The 18772-nt window shown below is 59.8% G+C and carries 18 protein-coding genes and 1 tRNA gene; 5 read left to right on the top strand and 14 right to left on the bottom strand.

The window, feature by feature from the left end; all coding sequences use genetic code 11:
- Nucleotides 1-108: 108 nt before the first annotated feature.
- The 3 genes from C8K58_RS03385 to C8K58_RS03375 all read right to left on the bottom strand — a co-directional run bounded on the left by C8K58_RS03385 (nucleotide 109) and on the right by C8K58_RS03375 (nucleotide 3009).
- Complete coding sequence (locus C8K58_RS03385) at nucleotides 109-1029, bottom strand: ADP-ribosylglycohydrolase family protein (RefSeq protein WP_108573016.1); 921 nt, start codon at nucleotides 1027-1029, stop codon at nucleotides 109-111.
- Between the two features lie 48 nt (nucleotides 1030-1077).
- A complete protein-coding gene (locus tag C8K58_RS03380; protein ID WP_108573013.1) occupies nucleotides 1078-2085 on the bottom strand; it encodes a GlxA family transcriptional regulator in 1008 nt (335 codons plus the stop codon).
- Nucleotides 2086-2400: 315 nt separating this feature from the next.
- Nucleotides 2401-3009, bottom strand: coding sequence for a LysE family translocator (locus C8K58_RS03375; protein ID WP_092357092.1), 609 nt, complete (start codon nucleotides 3007-3009; stop codon nucleotides 2401-2403).
- A 616-nt stretch (nucleotides 3010-3625) separates the two neighbouring features.
- Between C8K58_RS03375 and C8K58_RS03370 the strand changes: the two genes are divergently transcribed.
- Entirely contained in the window at nucleotides 3626-3910 is a 285-nt protein-coding gene (locus C8K58_RS03370; RefSeq protein WP_108573011.1) for a hypothetical protein, read from the top strand.
- A 1166-nt stretch (nucleotides 3911-5076) separates the two neighbouring features.
- Here the strand turns inward: C8K58_RS03370 and C8K58_RS03365 are convergent.
- Both C8K58_RS03365 and C8K58_RS32215 read right to left on the bottom strand, forming a co-directional pair.
- The gene (locus C8K58_RS03365; RefSeq protein ID WP_158277067.1) at nucleotides 5077-5760 is read right to left on the bottom strand and encodes a glycosyltransferase family 25 protein; all 684 of its coding nucleotides are present in this window, start codon (nucleotides 5758-5760) and stop codon (nucleotides 5077-5079) included.
- 218 nt (nucleotides 5761-5978) lie between these two features.
- On the bottom strand, nucleotides 5979-6407 hold the full coding sequence (locus tag C8K58_RS32215; protein WP_133822102.1) for a hypothetical protein: 429 nt from the start codon (nucleotides 6405-6407) through the stop codon (nucleotides 5979-5981).
- Between the two features lie 574 nt (nucleotides 6408-6981).
- Here C8K58_RS32215 and C8K58_RS03360 point away from each other — a divergent pair.
- Nucleotides 6982-7497, top strand: a complete 516-nt coding sequence (locus tag C8K58_RS03360) for a GNAT family N-acetyltransferase (protein WP_108573006.1) — start codon at nucleotides 6982-6984, stop codon at nucleotides 7495-7497.
- A gap of 232 nt (nucleotides 7498-7729) precedes the next feature.
- Here C8K58_RS03360 and C8K58_RS03355 read toward each other — a convergent pair.
- Together C8K58_RS03355 and C8K58_RS03350 are read right to left on the bottom strand one after the other, a co-directional pair.
- A tRNA-Cys gene (locus C8K58_RS03355) sits at nucleotides 7730-7803 on the bottom strand.
- Nucleotides 7804-8015: 212 nt separating this feature from the next.
- Nucleotides 8016-10304: an acylase gene (locus C8K58_RS03350; RefSeq protein ID WP_092357089.1), complete on the bottom strand. Its 2289-nt coding sequence runs from the start codon at nucleotides 10302-10304 to the stop codon at nucleotides 8016-8018.
- Nucleotides 10305-10540: 236 nt separating this feature from the next.
- Between C8K58_RS03350 and C8K58_RS03345 the strand changes: the two genes are divergently transcribed.
- Entirely contained in the window at nucleotides 10541-10921 is a 381-nt protein-coding gene (locus C8K58_RS03345; protein ID WP_027606723.1) for a fe2+ zn2+ uptake regulation protein, read from the top strand.
- An 8-nt stretch (nucleotides 10922-10929) separates the two neighbouring features.
- Here C8K58_RS03345 and C8K58_RS03340 read toward each other — a convergent pair whose 3' ends face one another.
- From C8K58_RS03340 to C8K58_RS03315, 6 genes are all read right to left on the bottom strand, one after another.
- On the bottom strand, nucleotides 10930-11118 hold the full coding sequence (locus tag C8K58_RS03340) for a hypothetical protein (protein WP_027606724.1): 189 nt from the start codon (nucleotides 11116-11118) through the stop codon (nucleotides 10930-10932).
- Between the two features lie 180 nt (nucleotides 11119-11298).
- A complete protein-coding gene (locus tag C8K58_RS03335) occupies nucleotides 11299-12066 on the bottom strand; it encodes an ABC transporter permease (protein ID WP_092357086.1) in 768 nt (255 codons plus the stop codon).
- A complete protein-coding gene (locus C8K58_RS03330) occupies nucleotides 12063-13262 on the bottom strand; it encodes an ABC transporter substrate-binding protein (protein ID WP_092357083.1) in 1200 nt (399 codons plus the stop codon). The genes C8K58_RS03335 and C8K58_RS03330 overlap by 4 nt, the downstream gene beginning before the upstream one ends.
- Nucleotides 13249-14052, bottom strand: a complete 804-nt coding sequence (locus tag C8K58_RS03325; protein ID WP_108573004.1) for an ABC transporter ATP-binding protein — start codon at nucleotides 14050-14052, stop codon at nucleotides 13249-13251. The genes C8K58_RS03330 and C8K58_RS03325 overlap by 14 nt, the downstream gene beginning before the upstream one ends.
- Complete coding sequence (locus C8K58_RS03320; protein ID WP_027606728.1) at nucleotides 14049-15110, bottom strand: acyl-CoA dehydrogenase family protein; 1062 nt, start codon at nucleotides 15108-15110, stop codon at nucleotides 14049-14051. Before C8K58_RS03320 ends, C8K58_RS03325 begins: the two co-directional genes overlap by 4 nt.
- 40 nt (nucleotides 15111-15150) lie before the next feature.
- On the bottom strand, nucleotides 15151-15711 hold the full coding sequence (locus C8K58_RS03315) for a carboxymuconolactone decarboxylase family protein (RefSeq protein ID WP_027606729.1): 561 nt from the start codon (nucleotides 15709-15711) through the stop codon (nucleotides 15151-15153).
- Nucleotides 15712-15812: 101 nt separating this feature from the next.
- Here C8K58_RS03315 and C8K58_RS03310 point away from each other — a divergent pair, with 101 nt between their 5' ends.
- Nucleotides 15813-16718 carry an AraC family transcriptional regulator gene (locus C8K58_RS03310; RefSeq protein ID WP_092357080.1) on the top strand — a complete coding sequence of 302 codons (906 nt, stop codon included), beginning with the start codon at nucleotides 15813-15815 and terminating at the stop codon, nucleotides 16716-16718.
- On the opposite strand, the gene C8K58_RS03305 is transcribed toward C8K58_RS03310, so the two are convergent.
- Nucleotides 16715-17626, bottom strand: coding sequence for a LysR family transcriptional regulator (locus C8K58_RS03305; protein WP_108573002.1), 912 nt, complete (start codon nucleotides 17624-17626; stop codon nucleotides 16715-16717). The two genes, C8K58_RS03310 and C8K58_RS03305, sit on opposite strands and share 4 nt — an antisense overlap.
- Nucleotides 17627-17742: 116 nt before the next feature.
- Between C8K58_RS03305 and C8K58_RS03300 the strand changes: the two genes are divergently transcribed.
- Nucleotides 17743-18738 (top strand): aldo/keto reductase, encoded by a 996-nt coding sequence (locus C8K58_RS03300; RefSeq protein ID WP_027606732.1) that lies wholly within the window; start codon nucleotides 17743-17745, stop codon nucleotides 18736-18738.
- Nucleotides 18739-18772: the final 34 nt, after the last annotated feature.

Below are 18772 nucleotides of genomic sequence, written 5' to 3'. Positions count from 1 at the left end.
CGGAGCGTCAGGCGCTAAAGATGTTGACCGTACTGCCGCCATCGCAGCCTCGCTGAAGCTCGACAACTCCCACATTTGATCTTCATGGTTTTGCAGACGGTGCTCGCTTCACTGCACGAGATTACCGGTCGAAGCTGCCAACAGGGCATCCGCCATGCCTTGGATTTCTTCGCGCATCCACAGCTTTTCCAACCAGTCGCCAGGAATCGCTTGGGCGCCATAATATGCACCGGCCAGTTGGCCAACGATGGCTGCGGTAGTGTCTGCGTCATCGCCCAGATTGGCCGCCATCAGCACTGCCGCCGCAAAGCTGTCGGTATGGTGGAAGCACCAGAGCGCGGCCTCAAGGGACGCCACGGCGTAGCCGGTGCCGACGATGTCATCACGGGACTTCTCCAGGTAATTGCCCTGCGCAAGTGCGGCGACTTTGGCCGCCGCGAGGTCCATGTGCGCCAACTGCAATACCTGATCCTTTGAAACCCCCTCAAGCGCATTGCTGATTGCCTGGGCCAGCACCAGGCAGCACTCGATTGCTTCCAGAGCAGCGTGGGTGGTGCGCGAGCTTTCGGCGGCGTAATGGCGGATACGTTGAAGGTCCGGAAAGTAAAACAACACCACCGGTGCAAGGCGCATCATCGAACCATTTCCGGCGGAATACGGGTCCGTAGAGCCTGCAAAGGGGTTTGCACTGTCTTGATACGCCGTTAGCGCCATACTCACGGTCAGGCCAATATCGAAACAGTCGCCGGTGGAACTCAAATAGCCCCATTTCCACCAATTCAGATAGCGACCCATCTGATCCGCCGCGTCAAAACCCTCTTGGCGCAACAAACTTTCGGCCAGGCACAGCGCCATTGAAGTATCGTCAGTCCACTGGCCGGGCTTGAGGTTGAACGGCCCTCCTCCCACCATATCGGTGAGCGGAGTAAATGTGCCACGGGGCATGAACTCCACCGTGGTACCGACTGCATCGCCACAGGCCAAGCCCAGCAAACTGCCGCGATAACGATCCAAACGTGTAAGAGACATGGGTCCTCCTTGAAAAATCATGCCGGCGCGCATAGAGCGACAGTCACCTTACTTGACCAACCGCTTCTCCTTGGAGGGGCGATATCCGAAATACGAGCTGTAGCATTTGCTGAAATGGCTCGGCGAGACAAACCCGCACGCCACCAGCACCTCCACCTGTGACAGTTCGGTGTGCTGCAACAGCCGGCGTGCTTCGGTGACGCGCAGTTCCATGTAGTAGCGCTGCGGCGTGGTGCCCAGTTGTTCCTTGAACAGGCGCTCCAGTTGGCGGCGCGAGCGGCCGGCGTAGACGGCAAGTTGGTCGAGTTCCAGCGGTTCTTCGAGGTTGGCGTCCATCAGCTTGACCACTTCGCGCAGGGGCGCACTGACGCTGACGTTTTCGGTGGGTTTGATCCGCCGGTAACGCGATTCTTCGAAGGCCAGGATGTCCTCGATACCTTCGACCAGGGCTTTGTCGTGCAAGCTTTTGATCCAGTCCAGGGCCATGTGGAAGGCGCCGGAGGGGCTCGACGCGGTGAGGCGGTCGCGGTCGATCACGTAGGGCTCGCTGGTAACGTGGGTGGCCTTGGACACTTCCGCCAGGGCCGGGCGGTGTTCGGGGTGGATGGCGCAGCGGTAGCCCTGCAGCAGGCCGGCGCGGCCGAGGAACCATGCGCCGTTCCACAACCCCGCGAGGCTCACACCCTGCTCGGCGGCCGTGCGCAGCAGCTGGATAAAGGGATCGTCAGCCTTGAGTTCGGTGCGAAAGCCCCCGCAGATCACCAGCAGATCCAGGCCTTGCAGCGCGGGCGCATCGAGACGCGCGTCGGGGCGGATCACCAGGCCCAGGTCGCTGATGACTTCCCCGTCGTCACACCCGAAGGTCCGCGTGGCGAACAGATCAGGTCGCAGCAGGTTGGCGGTGACCACGGTATCGAGGGTCTGGGTGAATGCCGGCAGGGAAAAATGCTCGAGCAGCAGGAAGCCGAGGCGGGTGACCGATGCCGGCTGGGAGGTTTCATTGAGGTAGCGCAGGTTCTTGCCTTTCATGCCACCGCTGAACTGGCGTCTTTCCATCGAGGGTTGGCCCACTTTTATTGTTGATGCAATGGGCGCCATCTTAGGGGGAAAAACGCTGGCTGTCTCAGGCACTGATCTTGAAAAAACCACAGGCGCCAAAAGCCCGTGGCAGAACCCTCGCCGGCGCATCTGATACGGTTTTTTCTTTGCTATCTGCGCCTGTATTGAAACGCCGCCTGGGCGGACAATGGCCCCCATCCTTACCCCCTTTCCTTCGGAGGCCTTATGACCAAGATGGCGATTTTCCTGTTCGGTTTTTTAGTGCTGACCATCGGCATCGGGCTGCTGGCAACCATCTCGCCGGTCTGACGCCTAGCCGGCAAACAACATCGGGTACAGCGACAGCACCAACAGCCCGGCCATTGACCAGTTGAACAGCCTCACCCAGCGCGGTTCGCGCAGCACATTGCGCAAGCCGCTGCCACACCCGACCCACACGCACACACTGGGCAGGTTGACCACGGCAAAGACCAGCGCGATCACCAGCACGTTGGTGACATAGCCCTCAGCCGGCGTATAGGTGGTGATGGCCCCGAGCGCCATGATCCACGCCTTGGGGTTCACCCACTGAAACGCCGCCGCGCCGAGGAAGGTCATGGGCTTGCCGTGTTCCTCATTGCTATCGGACATGCCGCCCGCCGTGGCGATCTTCCAGGCCAGGTACAGCAAGTACGCCGCGCCCACATAGCGCAACACCGTGTAGGCCCACGGGAATACCTTGAACACTTCGCCCAGGCCCAGGCCGACCGCAATCACCAGCAGCATGAAGCCGAGACTGATCCCCAGCGCATGGGGCATCGAGCGGCGAAACCCGAAGTTCACCCCCGAGGCAAGCAACAGGGTGTTGTTCGGACCTGGGGTGATCGAGGACACGAAGGCGAACAGCACAAAAGCCGACAGCAGGCTGGTAGACATGGACATGGTGCGGCATCCGAGCGGTGTGGTAGGCCTGCGACAGTAGTGGGTTATGCCGCCCGGCGCCTCGTACAGCCAGGCACGGATCGAGGCATACACTTCAGGTTCAGATGGCTCCGGCGTTTTCACAAAGCTTTCACAGACGCCCCCTTATGGTGAACCCAGCTCCTAATGAACATCCCTTTTAGCCCGTGCTCCCCATCGCGGGCTTTTCTTTGCCTGGGATTTATCCGGGGCAAAAAAGAGGCAGGCCATTGTTCATGGCCTGCCTCCCGTTGACTGACTGTCAGCGCGGCCCGCCACCAGGGCCGCCGCCTTGACCATGACCACCACCGCCATGGCCACCACCCCCACCACCGCCCGGCGGCATGAATATCCAGCAGCCTGACAAGGTCGACAACAGCGCGACAACAACAGCCGCCTTGGTTAGGTAATTCAACTTCATGACAACGCTCTCTGCTTTACAAGGTTGGGTGTACGTCAAGTAAGACCGCGTTAAATGAAGTCCGTCATGGGTTTCGTGTAACGTCTTGGTAGGGTTTGTGTTGGGGTGGATACACGTCATTCGTTGATGCGAGTAAAGCCAATTTTGATACCTGATCAGCACCAAAGGGAGAAGTCGATGAAAGAGTTGATACAGGGCCTCGATGGACCCAGAACCGCCCAGCAGGAATTGTTTTATGACCTGGAAGATGCAACTGCAGTCATTGGCTGGTCCGTGGTTGAACTGACAGCCCTGGCAAACAGCAGCAGGACGCCGAGTGAGGCGTTGGCGCTAGTGAAGATCTGCACGTTGCTGGCAACTCAGCGGGAGAAAATCGCCAGGTACGCGGGTGAAGTGAAGGCGCAGCGCATCAGCAGGTCAGAGACTGGCGCTGAAGATAGAGTTCAGTACGCTCAAGAATGAGGGCCTCGACTCGGAAATCGTAGCCAGCCCTCAATCTTTACGTCAGTGAACAGTGCGAGCCAGCGGGAGCCGACTCGATCAAGTCATTCGACAGCAGCGTCAGGTTGAGCGTTTGTCGTCGAGATCATGTAGTTTTTTAACACCCTTCCCCGTCTTTCGCTCGTATTGATGATGAAAAAACCAAACGACCAAAAGTAGCATCGCCAGACCAAAAATGAATAGCAACAGCTCTATTGCGGGACCTTCGTGTGAAAACATTTTCGTTCCTCATCCTGAAGTAGCGTGACTTGAAAACAGCCACAACCGAAATTATTCGTAACAATACGAACATTTTCAGGGTAGTCGCCAACACGGGCCATGACAACCTTAAAAGCCTCCTGACCCTTGATCTAGACACGTCACTCGTCGAAAAACCCTTCGAGCGCGGGAGGAACAAGGCACAACGCTGTACACAACGGGAAGGGAATGGCGCCTGCACAGGCGGATGCGGAGGGAGGTAGATCGGCCTGCTCGAGAGGTTGGCACCCGGGCCTTTTCTTCCGCCCAATAAAAAACCCCGTAGACGTTAATCTACGGGGTTTTCAAGAGTGGAGGCCGAGGTCGGAATCGAACCGGCGTAGGCGGATTTGCAATCCACAAATATATTGTTTATTTTCAATTACTTATAGCAACATAAATTCCGCATCGTCAATATTTCTTCCTCGCTGGAGCCCTCTGAAATCGGGAGGTTCTATTTCCGTTGCGGAATGGATTTTCTATGCTTCATCGCCTACAGTCGGGTATCCCTCCTCTCGTTCTATCAAGCCGTCCAATCAACCGTCCGGACAGGGATTCGAACCCGTTCTTGTTTTCGCGTATACCGGTATAGGCCAGCAATAGTGGAAAAACGAGCGAACCTTAGCAGGCTTTGGCGGCCTACTGCGGCCCGTGCCATGCCCTAAATATGCCCTAAGCAGCAGAGTCACGCGCGCCTCAAAGCGCATCGCTTGGCATGTAAGGCAGAATGCAATTACTCTCGATGATGGATCATCTAATAACGGAGCCAGGCTTTTGCTAGCCTAGACAATTATGGAAAATAGAAAAATCACCCCGGATGTCACAGATCATTTCCTATCTGCTTTATTCTAATATGTAGAGTGCCGCGAAATACGCAAAAAAATATTCGATTAAATGTCCCGTCGGACAATGGTTTTTCCGATATTTTTAAGCACTTGTGTATATTGACGTCGCCAGTTACGCTGCCAAAACTTTTCGTCGGCTGAGGAGCCGTCCGCTATTCGACACGTAGATATATCGCTCTTGGCTAAACATTCGGGTTGATGGTTGCAGATAAGCGGGAGTGAGCAGTAAGCCTTGAAAGACTTTGTAAAAAGTTTGTCGATGGGAGTACCTGTGTAAGGCGATAACTTGATCAGTTCTCTACAGCCTTCATTCGACAGAATATAGGCAAACGTCCCTTTGGCTCTAACCCGTGCTATTCCTCGGTTCCAGGTCAGCCACAGCTTGCCCAGGGTTGCACCGAGGTAAAGAAGCTTGGGCGTTCGCATTGTCATGAAGCGATTGATTCGCAAAATTTGCGAGGGCGAGAAGCTAGAAAGCGTTGCATCGTCTTCCAAAATCAATACGGCTTTATAACGCCGCTCAACGGCTAACGTTGCACATTTGATGTGGGAGTTGAAGCACCCGCGTTCCGGGTTTTCCACATCAGCATCGACTAAGATGAATTCTATAACCAGACCAGACTGTGCAAATTCATTTTTTATTAAATTTCTGCGATCTTGCCGGTTTCTCAAACTTATACAAAGCACTCCATCTACCTGGAGATTGCTTAAGTTCTTGGTTGCTGCCACTGGACATGCCCTTCTTTTGTATGAAGCGTGAATACTAAGCGAGTGCCGCTGGTATCGAAAACCATCGATATTGGCAATGCTAGCCTCCTTCTGTGACTTACTCAGCTGGAGATTACAAACAGCGTTTACAATATGGTCGACGCGGCCGCGAGACCTTACAAATAAGGATGGTGAGTTTGGCGCCGTCGCCCCGGCCAGCGATAGCGACTACCCAAAACTCAGGCGGTAGTTTCTACCAGCGACCCTGAACTACTGCCACCTTGAGATATCAGTGCATTCAACAAGGCGGCCGTCAGTGTCGATATTGATGCATTAAGGGCACCTATACGCGCTTGAGCCGCAAGCGCAGCTGCCGCTTTAGCTTCTTCACTTTGTTTTCCGGATTGAGTCTTTTGAAGATTTCGGAGTTCTTCTTGAAGTTGTTTTTGTAACTCTTCAAGTTGTCTCTTCAACGTTTCGACAATATCCGGAGCTTTCGAGGAACTCACATCTTTCTCGTCGAGCACACCTCTAAGTCCATCTCCTGGGCTGACCGCGGATTCGTCCATAGATATCTTTGATGAACCCTCAGCTTTGCTATCGGTTTCTTGACGAATAGCGCCTGGAGCGATTTTTTCTGGAATCGAATTACTAATATTGATAATCATGCAAAATTCCCTAAAGACGGATCAATAATTGTCACGACAGCTATACAGCCACGAGTTGCCCTCGAATTGCGTAAGCTTCAAGACACCACTAGCCAGTTAGCAAGCCGCACCCCGCTCGCGGATAGCTAATGAATTTCTGTGGGCATCTTTAACAAATACGGCATTTAAAATGCCTGGCATTTAATACTACTTAGAAGCACTCGCACTATTAGCGCAAAGGCAATATATCGCCGCGATTGGAAAATGTGGCGCCTTTACCAAAATTGGTCCAGATCTCTCTGTCACCGATGATTTTCTATCTCGTCATGAGGATAAATGTGCCGCCGCAGCCTTTGCCATTGGGCTTGAACATACTGAATTAACTGATTAGGAGGCTACTGAGGGGGATATCAAGAGGAATGCTGGAAATGGACCTGCGCGGAGATGGAGTGTGAACGCTTTGGATTGATGTCAACTGCGGCGATAGTCAGCTGCCGGCCAAGAGACGCAGACGTCCGATTCGCTGAAGAAATGGTCAGCGTGTTACTTTTCCTTGACACACACGGAGTACTGCACCTCTTGTAAGGAAATTACGATGCTCGTCGATACCCGCGAAATCTGCATTCAGTCGCCACGCCTTAGTATTCAGCCATTCTGCGCGCAGGACGCCATTGAATCCTTCGCTTGTATAACTGCCTCGTTGACTCGTTACATGTCGTGGGAGCCACCTGCTTCTCTTGAGGACTACGCAAACGTCTGGCGGCACTGGCTGCCTTCAATCGCAGATGGCAGCGACTTTGTGTTCGCAATTAGACAACTCGACGATGCTCGTTTTACTGGCCTTGTCGGCCTGCACGATACCCACGGTGAAACGCCGGAGCTGGGTATCTGGATTCGTGAAGATAAACACGGGCTAGGCTTTGGAGGTGAAGCGGTCCAAGCGGTTGTTCAGTGGGCCAGCCAGCGAGTGGTAGCAAAAAGTTTCATCTACCCCGTTGCGACGGACAACCATGCGAGTCGACGTATTGCCGAGGCTCTTGGTGGGATCATCCTCGAGATGCGCACATCAGCCAAGTACGACTCGGTTGTTTACCAAATACCAACTGTTTAATCATCTTTATCAAACCCGTCGACTGACTACTTCTGGCCGTGAGTGGACGTTTAGGCTCCTTGGTCTCGAGCACAATCACACGTTCAATCGAGGAGAGCCATACCGATAACGGCCTCTTGAGCTTCCCAAAAAAGGTAGGGTTGCGGAAGCGATCCGAAAAGTTGCGGAAGCGATTACCAAATCGCAGGCAATAAAAAACCCCGTAGACCATTGATCTACGGGGTTTTAAGAGTGGAGGCCGAGGTCGGAATCGAACCGGCGTAGGCGGATTTGCAATCCGCTGCATAACCATTTTGCTACTCGGCCTCAAACGATCAACGCCCTTGCCGCTGGCATTCACCGCATAAAAACTTGAGTGGGCCATAGAGCCCTGCCTCTACTCTAACTCATTGAATACATTGAAGTTTTTAATGCTTCGTTGCGTTCGATGGGCGCCATTATGTACTCATTTGCTTTTGCCTGCAACCCCTTGATTTCAAAAATATTTCGTATTGGCATCAAGGAGTTGCGCGCCTGCCCTACTCCTTGATGAGGTGCTGCTGGTACTGCGGGTCGGCCTTGATCTGGGCGTCGGTGAACGGCAGTGGGCGCAGTTTTTTCTCGGAGAACGCTTGGGTCTGGTCCTTCGAGTATTTCGATGCCGGGTTGCTGGACAGGGAGAATGCCAGCAGGCCTTGGGCGTGTGGCCCCTGGTCGTCGAAGGTGACGATCTGCAGGTAGCTGCTGCCGCTGACCACTTCGCGCTTGCCGTCGACCCGGGGCACGGTTTGCATGGCGTTGTAGATCCCCAGCGCTTGCGGGCCGCCGTGGATCGGGGTTTGGCCGCTGACCTGGATATCGCCCCATTTGCTGTCGGCGTTGAGGCCGAGTTTGGCCACGGCTGCGGTGGAGGCCAGCATGGCTTCGCGCAGGGCCTTGGCCACGGGGGCGCGCTCGATGGCCAGGCCCCGTGGGGTGGTCAGGGGTTGGGCCGGGTCGAACGCGACGCGCCAGGCATCGGGGAGTTGCTGCAGGTCTTCAACCAAATTGATGAAGTGCACCAGGCCCAGGCCGCTGTCGAGGTTGGCGCGTCGGTCCCAGTCGTTGAGGCTGGTGCACAGCGACTTCAGCGCAGTCGCGTCGGTGCCGAGGTGTTTAGCGCAGAATTCCAGCAGGTCGGGCATGACCTGGCCGGCCAGGTACACCTCGTTGTCCATGACCATGTTTTGCAGATCGGCGACGCTGATCGGTTGCGTCTCCAGGGATTGCAGGCGTTGCAGGGCGAAGCGTGCGCGCGGGCCGAGGCCGATGTGGTCCTGGCTGATCACCGGGGAGAAGCCGGTCAACGGCGCCTTGGGGTTGGCCAGCCACGCCGAATCGTTAGAGTGCTGCACGTAGTCGCTACGCTCCAGCTGCGGCAACTGGTCGGCGGGGAAGATGCCGGCCTGGGCGGCGCGCGGGTCGACGTCCCAGGCGCAGGCACTGCGGGCGCCGTCGAGCATGATCATCTGCAGGCCGGCACGCGGGTCGCTGCATTGCGCCAGTTTGGCCGCACTGACGTTGGGCACCACCGACAGGTTCATGTACAGGCTCTGGCCCTGGTCATCGGCGGCCAGGGTATTGACCCACGGGATGCCTTGCAGGGTGTGCACCGAGGTTTGCAGGTCCTTGAGGCTCGTGGCACGGTTCATGGCGTACCACTGTTGCAGGACGCGGTCGTTGCCCAGGTTGGCATCGCGCAGGCTGAAGGCGTGGTGACTGTCCCAATCCAACTTGCCGGGCCATTGCACCACGGGGCCGAACTGCGAGCTATAGACCGGATGGGTCACCGGCTTCACGCTGCCGTCCGCTTGCCTGACCTGCACCGTCACCGAGGTTTTCTCCAGGGGGATGGATTTTCCATCCAGCATATAGCGCGTGGAGTCCTTGGGATCCAACGTCAGGCGAAACAGGGTGAAGTGCTTGGACGTATCCACCGTGTGCGTCCACGCCACATGCTGGTTGAAGCCGATATTGATCACCGGCAGGCCGGGCAGCGCGGCGCCCATCACATCCAACTGGCCGGGGATGGTCAGGTGCATTTCATAAAAGCGCATGCCGCCCACCCACGGGAAATGCGGGTTGGCCAGCACCATGCCACGGCCATTGAACGAACGGTCGCGGCCCACCGCCACGGCATTGCTGCCGCGATCCAGGCTGAAGCGCTGTTGATTGGCGGCGGCCAATTCGAATGCCTTGGCGCTGGGTTGCACACTCGCGGAGGCCTGAGGCGGCGCGGCGCCGACCAGGGCTTCGGCGAACTGGCCGACACCGCCCTCCACCAACAACCTGCGGGTCAATTTCACCAGGTCTTCAACCACCAGCGGCCGCACCCAGGCCGCCTGGCACTGGGCGGGTGCGCCCTGTTCTTTCAGATAGCGGTTGTAGCCGGCCACGTAGCCTTGCATGCGCTGTTGGATCTGCGGGCTTTGCGCCTTCCAGAAAGCCGCCACCGCGCCCGGAGTATTCAGCCAGGTGAAAAACACATCGCTGGCCAGGTTGTTGCGCTCTTCCAGGGTCGACTGCTCGGGGCCGAAGTACCGGGCCCGCTCGCCGTTCACGGTAACCACTTCATTGGCCAGCAGGCATAGGTTGTCCTGGGCATAGGCATAACCGATCCCGAAGCCCAGGCCACGCTCGTCATTGGCGCGAATATGCGGCACGCCGAAACTGGTGCGGCGGATATCCGCCGACGCCTGCGTTGTCGACTCCCGTGCCGTTGCAGCCAGGCTCACCCCCAGCAACAGCCCCGTCACGCACACCCTGGCCAACCCATTGGAAATAATCACACAGACTCCGCAGTCAAATTGAACACCCTCACAGGGGTAACCACCCCACCGTAAGGACGCAAAAAACCGGGAGAAATTTAACCCTGGAGCAGGTTTATCCGAGGCGCTGCAGATGTGACAAAGCCGATACCGACAAATTTTCTACATCACGCCCTTCATGATTTAGCACGCTCGTTCGTCTTATTAACTAAGAGCGCCATCATTTTCCTGATCAGGCTCTGATAAGGAGTTTTTGCATGTACAACCCGCAAGTGCCCACGGACGGACATCCACCCGCAGCCGACAGCCAATTTGGCAACGGCGCCCAAGCGTTCGGCAACCCCCCCGAACAGCAAGGCAACCAGCGTATTCGCCACCTGCTCAAGTGTTTCGGCCTGCGCACCAGCCTGATCCGGCTGAAGGTCATCGACGCCCTGCTCACCGCCGCCGACAACCAGCGCACCCTGGGGGTACGTGGCGTGCACAGCCATTTGCTGGAGCTGGGGATCCCGTTGTCGTTCCTGAGTGTGCGCGAGGTGCTCAAGCGCCTGTGCAGCGAAGGCGTGATCACCCTTAACGCAGATAAAAGCTACAGCCTCCATGAAGAGGCTGCCAAGGTACTCGACGCTCGAAGCTGAGGCGGACCTTAAAGCTTGACCTTGCGGCGCATGATGCCGTTGATCACCACCACGACGACCGCGACGGCGATGGCGATGGTCTGGAACGTCTTCTCACTGATAAACCCGATGTTCTGCAGGTAGGACAGGCCAAACATCGTCGCCAATACCGCCAGGGCGATCAGGATCGAGTATTTCAAGCGTTGCTTTTGGGTCATGACGGGTTCCTGAACCGGAAGAATGTATTCACTGTGTATCGCCGAACACGCCAGGCACATACCCGGCGACGGGATGCACGGGGTCGACGGGGTCTTATGTTACAGGTGATGAAAAGCTTTGGCTCCTCCGGTGTGCCGCTCACCCCGACGACGGCGGGCCGCCGGGCTCAGGCCATGCCGTCACTGGCTCCCCCCATGCGCCCAGCGCTGATGCAACCCGCGTGCAAGCGCATCCAGGGCAAACCCCAACAGCCCGATCAGCAACACCATCGCCATCAGTTCCGAATAGGCCAGGCGATCACGGGTATCCAGGATGTAGTAGCCGAGCCCCGCGCTGACCCCGAGCATTTCGCACGGCACCAGCACGATCCACAGGATCCCGATGGCCAGCCGTACGCCGGTCAGCACGTGGCCCACCACGCCAGGGATGATCACCCGGCGCAAGGTTTCCCAGCGCGTGGCGCTCAGGCTGCTGCTCAACTGCAGCCAGCGCGGGTCGAGTTGGCGCACGCCGGCGGCGGTGTTGAGCATGATCGGCCACACTGCGGCAAACGCCAGCAGGAAGTAGATCGGTTGGTCCCCTACCCCCATCAGCATCACCACGATGGGCATCCAGGACAGCGGTGAGATCATCCGCAGAAACTGGAAGGCCGGCGTGGTCGCCGCTTCCAGGTTGCGCGAACTGCCCACCAGCAGCCCCAGCGGCACCCCCACCAGCAAGGCCAGGAACAGCCCGACGAAGATACGCTTGAGGCTCACGACAATATGCAGATACAGCTCACCGCGCCCCAGCAATTCCCACAGGCTGCTGAAGGTGGCGGCCAGCGAAAAGCGCGCCGCCAGGCCGCCCCCATCGCCCCACACCTTCACCCCCAGCCACCACAGCAACAACAGGCCGGCCAGGCCACTCAACCCGAGCAACCAGCCCGGGACTCTGCGGTTGTTCAAACGCCAATCTCCTCGGTCCGCTCAAAGCCCTCGGGCAAACCGAAGATGCCCATGCCGCCCACCGCTTGGATGGCGTTGCGCACAAAACGGTCATCCACCAGATCCTTGGCGACAAAGGCCGGGTCCAGGTCGGCGAGGAATTTCTTGTCCCCCTCGATCAGCGTGTCCTTCAAGCGTCGCACCAATTCCTCGGTGTAGCTGGGGAATGGATAGGGCTGGAAGTCGATGCGGTGCTCGTCCCAGTCGGCATGCCGGATCGCGCCATCGGCTAGGTAGGCCGCGCGGTCGGCAGCGGCTGGCGCCAGGACTTTGCTCAACACCGGCTCGGCATGTGGCGTGTAGCGGTTCGGGCCGTCCTTGGACAGCAGTTTCACCGCCTCTGCGCGGTTATCACGGGTCCACACCTGGGCCTTGACGATCGCATTCACGACTTTCTGCGACCACTCCGGGCGATTGTTCAGGTCGTGTTCGTGCATGAACACCACGCAGCACGCGTGATTGCGCCACACGTCGCCGGTAAACCGCTGCACACGCCCGACCTTGAGGTTCTCCGCCAGGGCGTTGAACGGCTCGGCGACGATATAGCCGTCGATGCGCTGGCTGGCCAGGGCCGGCGGCATGTCCGAAGGCGGCAGCACGATCAGGTTGACTTCATTGGCGCCGATCGCACTGCCGGCGGCACGCGCCACCGGGGTCAGGCCGTTGTCGCGGAACAGTTGCTGCACCACCACGTTATGGATCGAATACCAGAACGGGATCGCCACCGACTTGCCGCCCAGTTGCTTCACCTCGGTAATACCCGGTGCCACGGTGAGCCCCGAACCGCCCACATGGTTCCACGCCACCACCTTGGCCGGCACCTGGCTGCCATAGCGCGCCCACACGGTCATCGGCGACAGCAGGTGGATCACGTTGACCTGCCCGGAGATAAACGCCTCGATCACCTGCGCCCAACTGCGCAGCAACACCGGGCGCTCGGCCTTGATGCCTTCGGCTTCGAACAGGCCGTTGTTATGCGCCACCAACAAGGGCGTCGCGTCGGTGATCGGCAGGTAGCCGATGCGCACCGGCGCATCCGGCTCGCTGGCGGCGCGGGCCTGCAGGCTGCTCAGCAGCGGCAAGGCGCCGGCGGCACTGAGTACCGCGGAAAGTTTGAGAAAGTCACGGCGCGAGTGGGTCAGGTCATCCAGGCACATGGCTGGGCTCCGGCAGGTCAAGGGGTTGGGGTTGAGGGCGGCTCGCCTGCCGTAGGGTTTTAAGAATCTCGATGCGCAGCGCGCCGATCGCTTCCACCTGTTCTTCCCGCGGTTGCGGCAGGTCGATGCGCCATTCGCCCAGCGTCCGCGCCGGGCGGTTGCCCAGCAGCAGGATGCGGTCGGACAACAGCAGCGCTTCGTCGATGTCATGGGTGATCAACACCGCCGCCGAACCCTGCTCACGGTTGACCTTGAGCAACAGGTGCTGCATATCGGCACGGGTCACTTCATCCAGCGCACCGAAGGGCTCATCCAGCAACAGCACCTGGGGCTGGCGTGCCAGGCAACGGGCCAACGCGGTGCGCTGGGCCATGCCGCCGGACAGCTGCGCCGGAAATTGCTGGCGGGCGTGCTCCAGGCCAACCGCCGCGATGGCGTGGTCGACGCGCCGGCGGCGCTCATCAGCACCCAGGTGCGGCTGGCGGGCGAAATCCAGGCCGAACGCGACGTTCTTTTCCAGGCTCAACCACGGCAACAGGCTGGGGTCCTGGAACGCTACGGCGACACGTGGATGGGGGCCGCTCAACGGCTCGCCCAACACCTGCACCTTGCCTTCCTGGGGCGTCTGCAAACCGGCGAGCACCCGCAACAGGCTGGACTTGCCGACCCCGCTGGGGCCCAGGATCGACACCACTTCACCGCGCTGCAATTGCAGGTCGAAGCCTTGCAGCACCGGGCCGCCGGCGTACCCCAGGCCAATGCCCCGGGCACTCAATACCACCGGGCTCACAGGTTGGCCTGGCGTTGCAACTCGGTGCGCAATTGCACCAGGCTGGGCGTGACGATCGGCACAAATGCCGACTCCCGCCAGCGCCGCGCAAACCCACTGCCATGGGCCGTGAGGTAAGCCTTGCCGCCACTGGCCTGCAGTTCCAGCTGCACCGCGCTGGCGGCGGTTTCGGCCAGGCCGATGCGCAACTTGAACAGCGCCACCGGCTCGGCGGCGAAGCGCCCGGCGAGCAGGCCATTCTGCAGCTCGGTCACCAGGTGATCCAAGGTCCCGCGCAACCCTTCGAGTTCTTCGCGCAACACCGTGCGGGCCGCGCCCAGGTGATGGGCGACTTCCGCCAGCGAACGCCGGGCCAGGCCGATCGACATACCGCACTGCAAGCCCAGGAACGCCGGGCGCACGGCCGGCAGGAACTTGCGTGCATCCTCATGCAGCAACCACTCGCGACTCAGCTCGACACCTTCCAGGCCCAGGGCTGCGGTGTTGCTCGATTGCAGGCCGAGCAGTTCCAGGTCGCCGGAACGTTGCAGGCCAGCCACCGAATCCGGGATCGCCAGGATAAACGGCGCGCCGCCGCCGGCATGCTCGACCGCCGCCGCCGCGACAAAGCCGTTCTTGCGCAGGTTGGTCACCCAGTGCAGGCGACCGTTGAGGGTCCAGCCGTGATCGGTGGGCTCGGCGCTGATCTGCAGCGTCTCGATGCCCGACAGGAACTTCATGGCATTCGACAAACCGGTGGCCCCCGCCAGCCTGCCGCTGAGCAGGTCCGGCAGCAATTGCTCGCGCAGCCGCTCATTCGGGCTCTGCAGCAAATACTCGATAAACGAGCGCTGGCCCCAGCACACAAACGCCGCCGCCAACGAATGGCTGGCGACATGGGCGATGGCCTCGACAGCGCCGGCCACATCGCCGCCCAGGCCGCCGAAGGCTTTTGGCACACCGATACGCAGTACGTTGGCCTCTGCCAGCCGGGGCAGCACTTCCTGGGGATCGCAACTGCCCACATCCAGGGCCTGCGCTTGAACATCGAGCCAACGGCTCAAGATCGGGTCAAGCATTCATGTTTCTCCTTGTCAAAGCAGCGGGACCATCAGCCATTCAGCTGGCCGGTTTTTCCCAACGGTATTGCGCCAGCTCCGGGTTCAGCGGGGTACGGGCAAACACGTTAGCGAAGTTGCACAGGGTTGCCAGGCTCACCCCCAAAATAACTTCCAGGGCCTGGCCTTCGGTATAACCGGCGGCGCGGAACGCGTCAAAACCGGCATCGCTGACATCGCCACGGGTGGCAATGACTTCCCGGGTAAAGGCAGCGAGTGTCTCATACCGGGCATTGGGCAATTCGCCGCGCTGGCGCAGGGCGTCGATCACCTCTTCCGGCAGCTTGGCCTTGTTGCGCGCCACGGCGGTGTGGCCGGCGACGCAGAAATCGCAGCCGTGGGTGGTGGCGGCAATCAACTGCACCACTTCGCGATCGGCCAGGCTCAGCTCGGCCTTGGCGTTCAGGCCCGAGACGGTGATGTAGGTTTCCAGCGCCGCCGGGGCATTGGCCAGCACGGCCAGCAGATTGGGGATGAAGCCCGAGGCTTTCAGCGCATTTTCCAGCAGCGGCTTGGCGGCGGGTGGCGCGGTTTGCGGGGTGAGCAGCGGTACACGGGACATGGAGCGGTCTCCTGAGGGTTCGTGTATCCAGTCTGTTGGTTATAAGAAATCCTCTCAATAGGCTAAAGTAGCGATTACTTGCTCTTGAGTCTTTCCATTAGATGAATTCTTCCAGTGCCCTTGTCGATTGGTTATTAGACAGCCTCGAACTCAACACCAGCCTGTTCCATGTCGGGCGCTATTGCGGCGATTGGCATGCCAGCACCCACGGCCTGGCGCGTGCGAGTTTCCACCTGATCGTGCAAGGCGAGTGCTGGCTGCACATCGCCGGCGAACCCACCGCCGTAGCGTTGAACAACGGCGACGCGGTGTTCCTGCTCCGTGACCTGGAATATCGGTTGTCCGGGGCAGCCACGGCGGCTGGCGCGCAGGAATGTCCGCGACGCCCGATGCTGCCCCTGGACAACGGCGCCAGCGACGGCGTGGGGCTGGTGTGCGGGTTCTTTCACTTCCAGTCGGGCTTGTCGGCGATGATCGTCGACACCCTGCCCGCGTGGATCGTCCTGCGGGCCGGCGACCCCTCGCTGACGGCCGCCCGCAACCTGTTCGAGCTGATCCTGCAGGAGTGCCAGCGCGACCCGGCGCCGTCCGCGGCCTTGCTCGAGCGCCTGTGCCACCTGCTGTTCCTGTATGTACTGCGCCAGCAAGTGCTGGATAACCACGCACTCGGTGGCCTGGCCGCGCTGGGGCGCCAGCCGGCGTTCGCGAACCTGCTGGAACACTTGATCGCCCGCCCGGCAGACGCCTGGACCCTGGAAAGCATGGCGGCCTGCACCGGCTTGTCGCGCTCGGCGTTTTTCAAGCGCTTCACTGAATTGTGCGGGCAGTCGCCCGGCCAGGTGCTGCTGATGATGCGCATGCGCCACGCCTGCCAATTGTTCAAGCAGGACCAGACCGTCGCGGATGTCGCAGTGGCGGTGGGTTATCAGTCCGTGGCGGCGTTTACCCGCGCCTTCCACAAAGTGACCGGGCAGCAACCCGGCGCTTACCGCAAGGCCCAGGCCTAGCGGTGCAAACCGGTGCCCGGCTGTCGGCACAGCTCAACCAGCCAGTCCACGAACACCCTCACCCGCTGTGACAACTGGCGATGGGGCGGATACAGCGCCGTCAGCGCCATTGTCGGCACGGGCAACTGCGCCAGCACGGGCACCAGGCGGCCCTCGGCCAGTTGCCGCATCGCATGATAGTGCGGCGCCTGAATCAGGCCGTAGCCGGCTTCGCACGCAGCGAAATAACCATCGGAGCTGTTGACCGCCACGCGCTTGGGCAACTGGATCGAGTGCACGGCGTTGTCGACCAGGAACTCCAGGCCGAACCGCTTGCCACTGGCCGTGGAGACATACTCGACCATCTGGTGATTGGCCAGGTCGTCGAGGCCCGCCGGTATGCCCATGCGCTCCAGGTACCCGGGGCTCGCCAGGGTCAGCTGGTCCATCATTGCCAAAGGCCTGGCCACCAGCGACTCATCCAGCGCCGGACCGCCGCGCAGCACGCAATCCACACCTTCGCGGATCAGGTCCACCGGGCGGTCGTTCAGGCCGATGTCCAATTCGATCTGCGGATAGCGCGCGGTGAACGCCGGCAACGCGGGAATCACAATCAGGCGCCCGATCCCCGAGGGCATATCCACGCTCAGGGTGCCGCGTGGGTTCTGGCGGCGGGTGGAGAACACCGCCTCGGTTTCCTCTAGGTCAGTGAGCAGCTGTACGCAGCGCTGGTAATACGCCGCGCCGTCCAGGGTCGGGCTGACCTGGCGCGTGGTGCGCTGCAGCAACTGCACGCCCAGGTGCGCCTCCAGTTGCTTGATCAGGATGGTCACCGACGCGCGCGGCAGTTGCAGGCTGTCGGCGGCCTTGGCAAATCCACCCAACTCGACAATCCGGGTAAACACCCGCATGGCGTTAAAACGATCCAAGGGCCGACTCCAGGAGGATTATTTAGAAATTATCAATAGTGATAGTGCTTTTAGCCGGTTTATCCCGGTTTTGTCGAGGGCAACAATGGCGTCCTACCTCATCAGGAGCTGCACCCATGCACACTCGTCAACTCGGTAAGAACGGTCCCCACGTCAGTGCCATCGGCCTCGGCTGCATGGGCATGAGTGATTTCTACGCCCCCGGCACCGACACCTCGGAGGCCACTGCCACGCTGCATCGCGCCTTGGAGTTGGGCGTCAATTTCCTTGATACCGCCGATATGTACGGCCCCCACACCAATGAGCAACTGATCGGCAAAGCCATTGCCGGCAAACGTGACCAGGTGTTCCTGGCGAGCAAGTTCGGCATTGTGCGTGAACCGGCCAATCCGGCGGTGCGTGGAGTGAACGGTCGCCCCGAGTACATTCGCGATGCCATCAACGGCACCTTGCAGCGCCTGGGCGTGGACACCCTGGACCTGTACTACCAGCACCGAATCGACCCGCAGGTGGCCATCGAAGAAACCGTCGGAGCCATGGCCGACTTGGTGCAGCAAGGCAAGGTGCGTTACCTGGGGCTGAGCGAGGCATCCGCCGCCACGCTGGAGCGCGCCCATAAGGTGCACCCGATCAGCGCCCTGCAAAGCGAATATTCCCTGTGGAGCCGCGACCAGGAAAGCAACGGCTGCCTCGCGGCCTGCCAACGCCTGGGCATCGCGTTTGTGCCTTACAGCCCGCTGGGCCGAGGCTTTCTGACGGGCGCCCTGAAAAGCCCGGCGGATTTCGATGCCGATGACTACCGTCGCACCAACCCACGCTTCCAGGGCGAGAACTTCGCGAAGAACCTGCAACTGGTCAAGCAGGTTCAAACCCTCGCAGCCGACAAAGGCGTCACCGCCGGGCAACTGGCGCTGGCGTGGGTGTTGGCACAAGGCGACTTCATTATTCCGATTCCTGGCACCAAGCAGCGCAAGTACCTGCAGGAGAACGTGGAGGCCGTGTCAATCCGCCTCGGCGCGGCTGAACTGGCGGCACTGGAGAGGATCTTTCCGGCCGATGCAAGTGCCGGCCTGCGCTATCCCGCAGAGGTGATGGCCATGCTGGATATCTGACGGCCAAGCTCAAGGGGCACCCGGTTTGCGGTGC

This window comes from Pseudomonas sp. GV047, from assembly GCF_003058245.1.
GTDB lineage: Bacteria > Pseudomonadota > Gammaproteobacteria > Pseudomonadales > Pseudomonadaceae > Aquipseudomonas > Aquipseudomonas marginalis.
The sequence above is the reverse complement of the archived record's forward strand: the minus strand, read 5'-3'. Positions and strand labels throughout refer to the sequence as shown.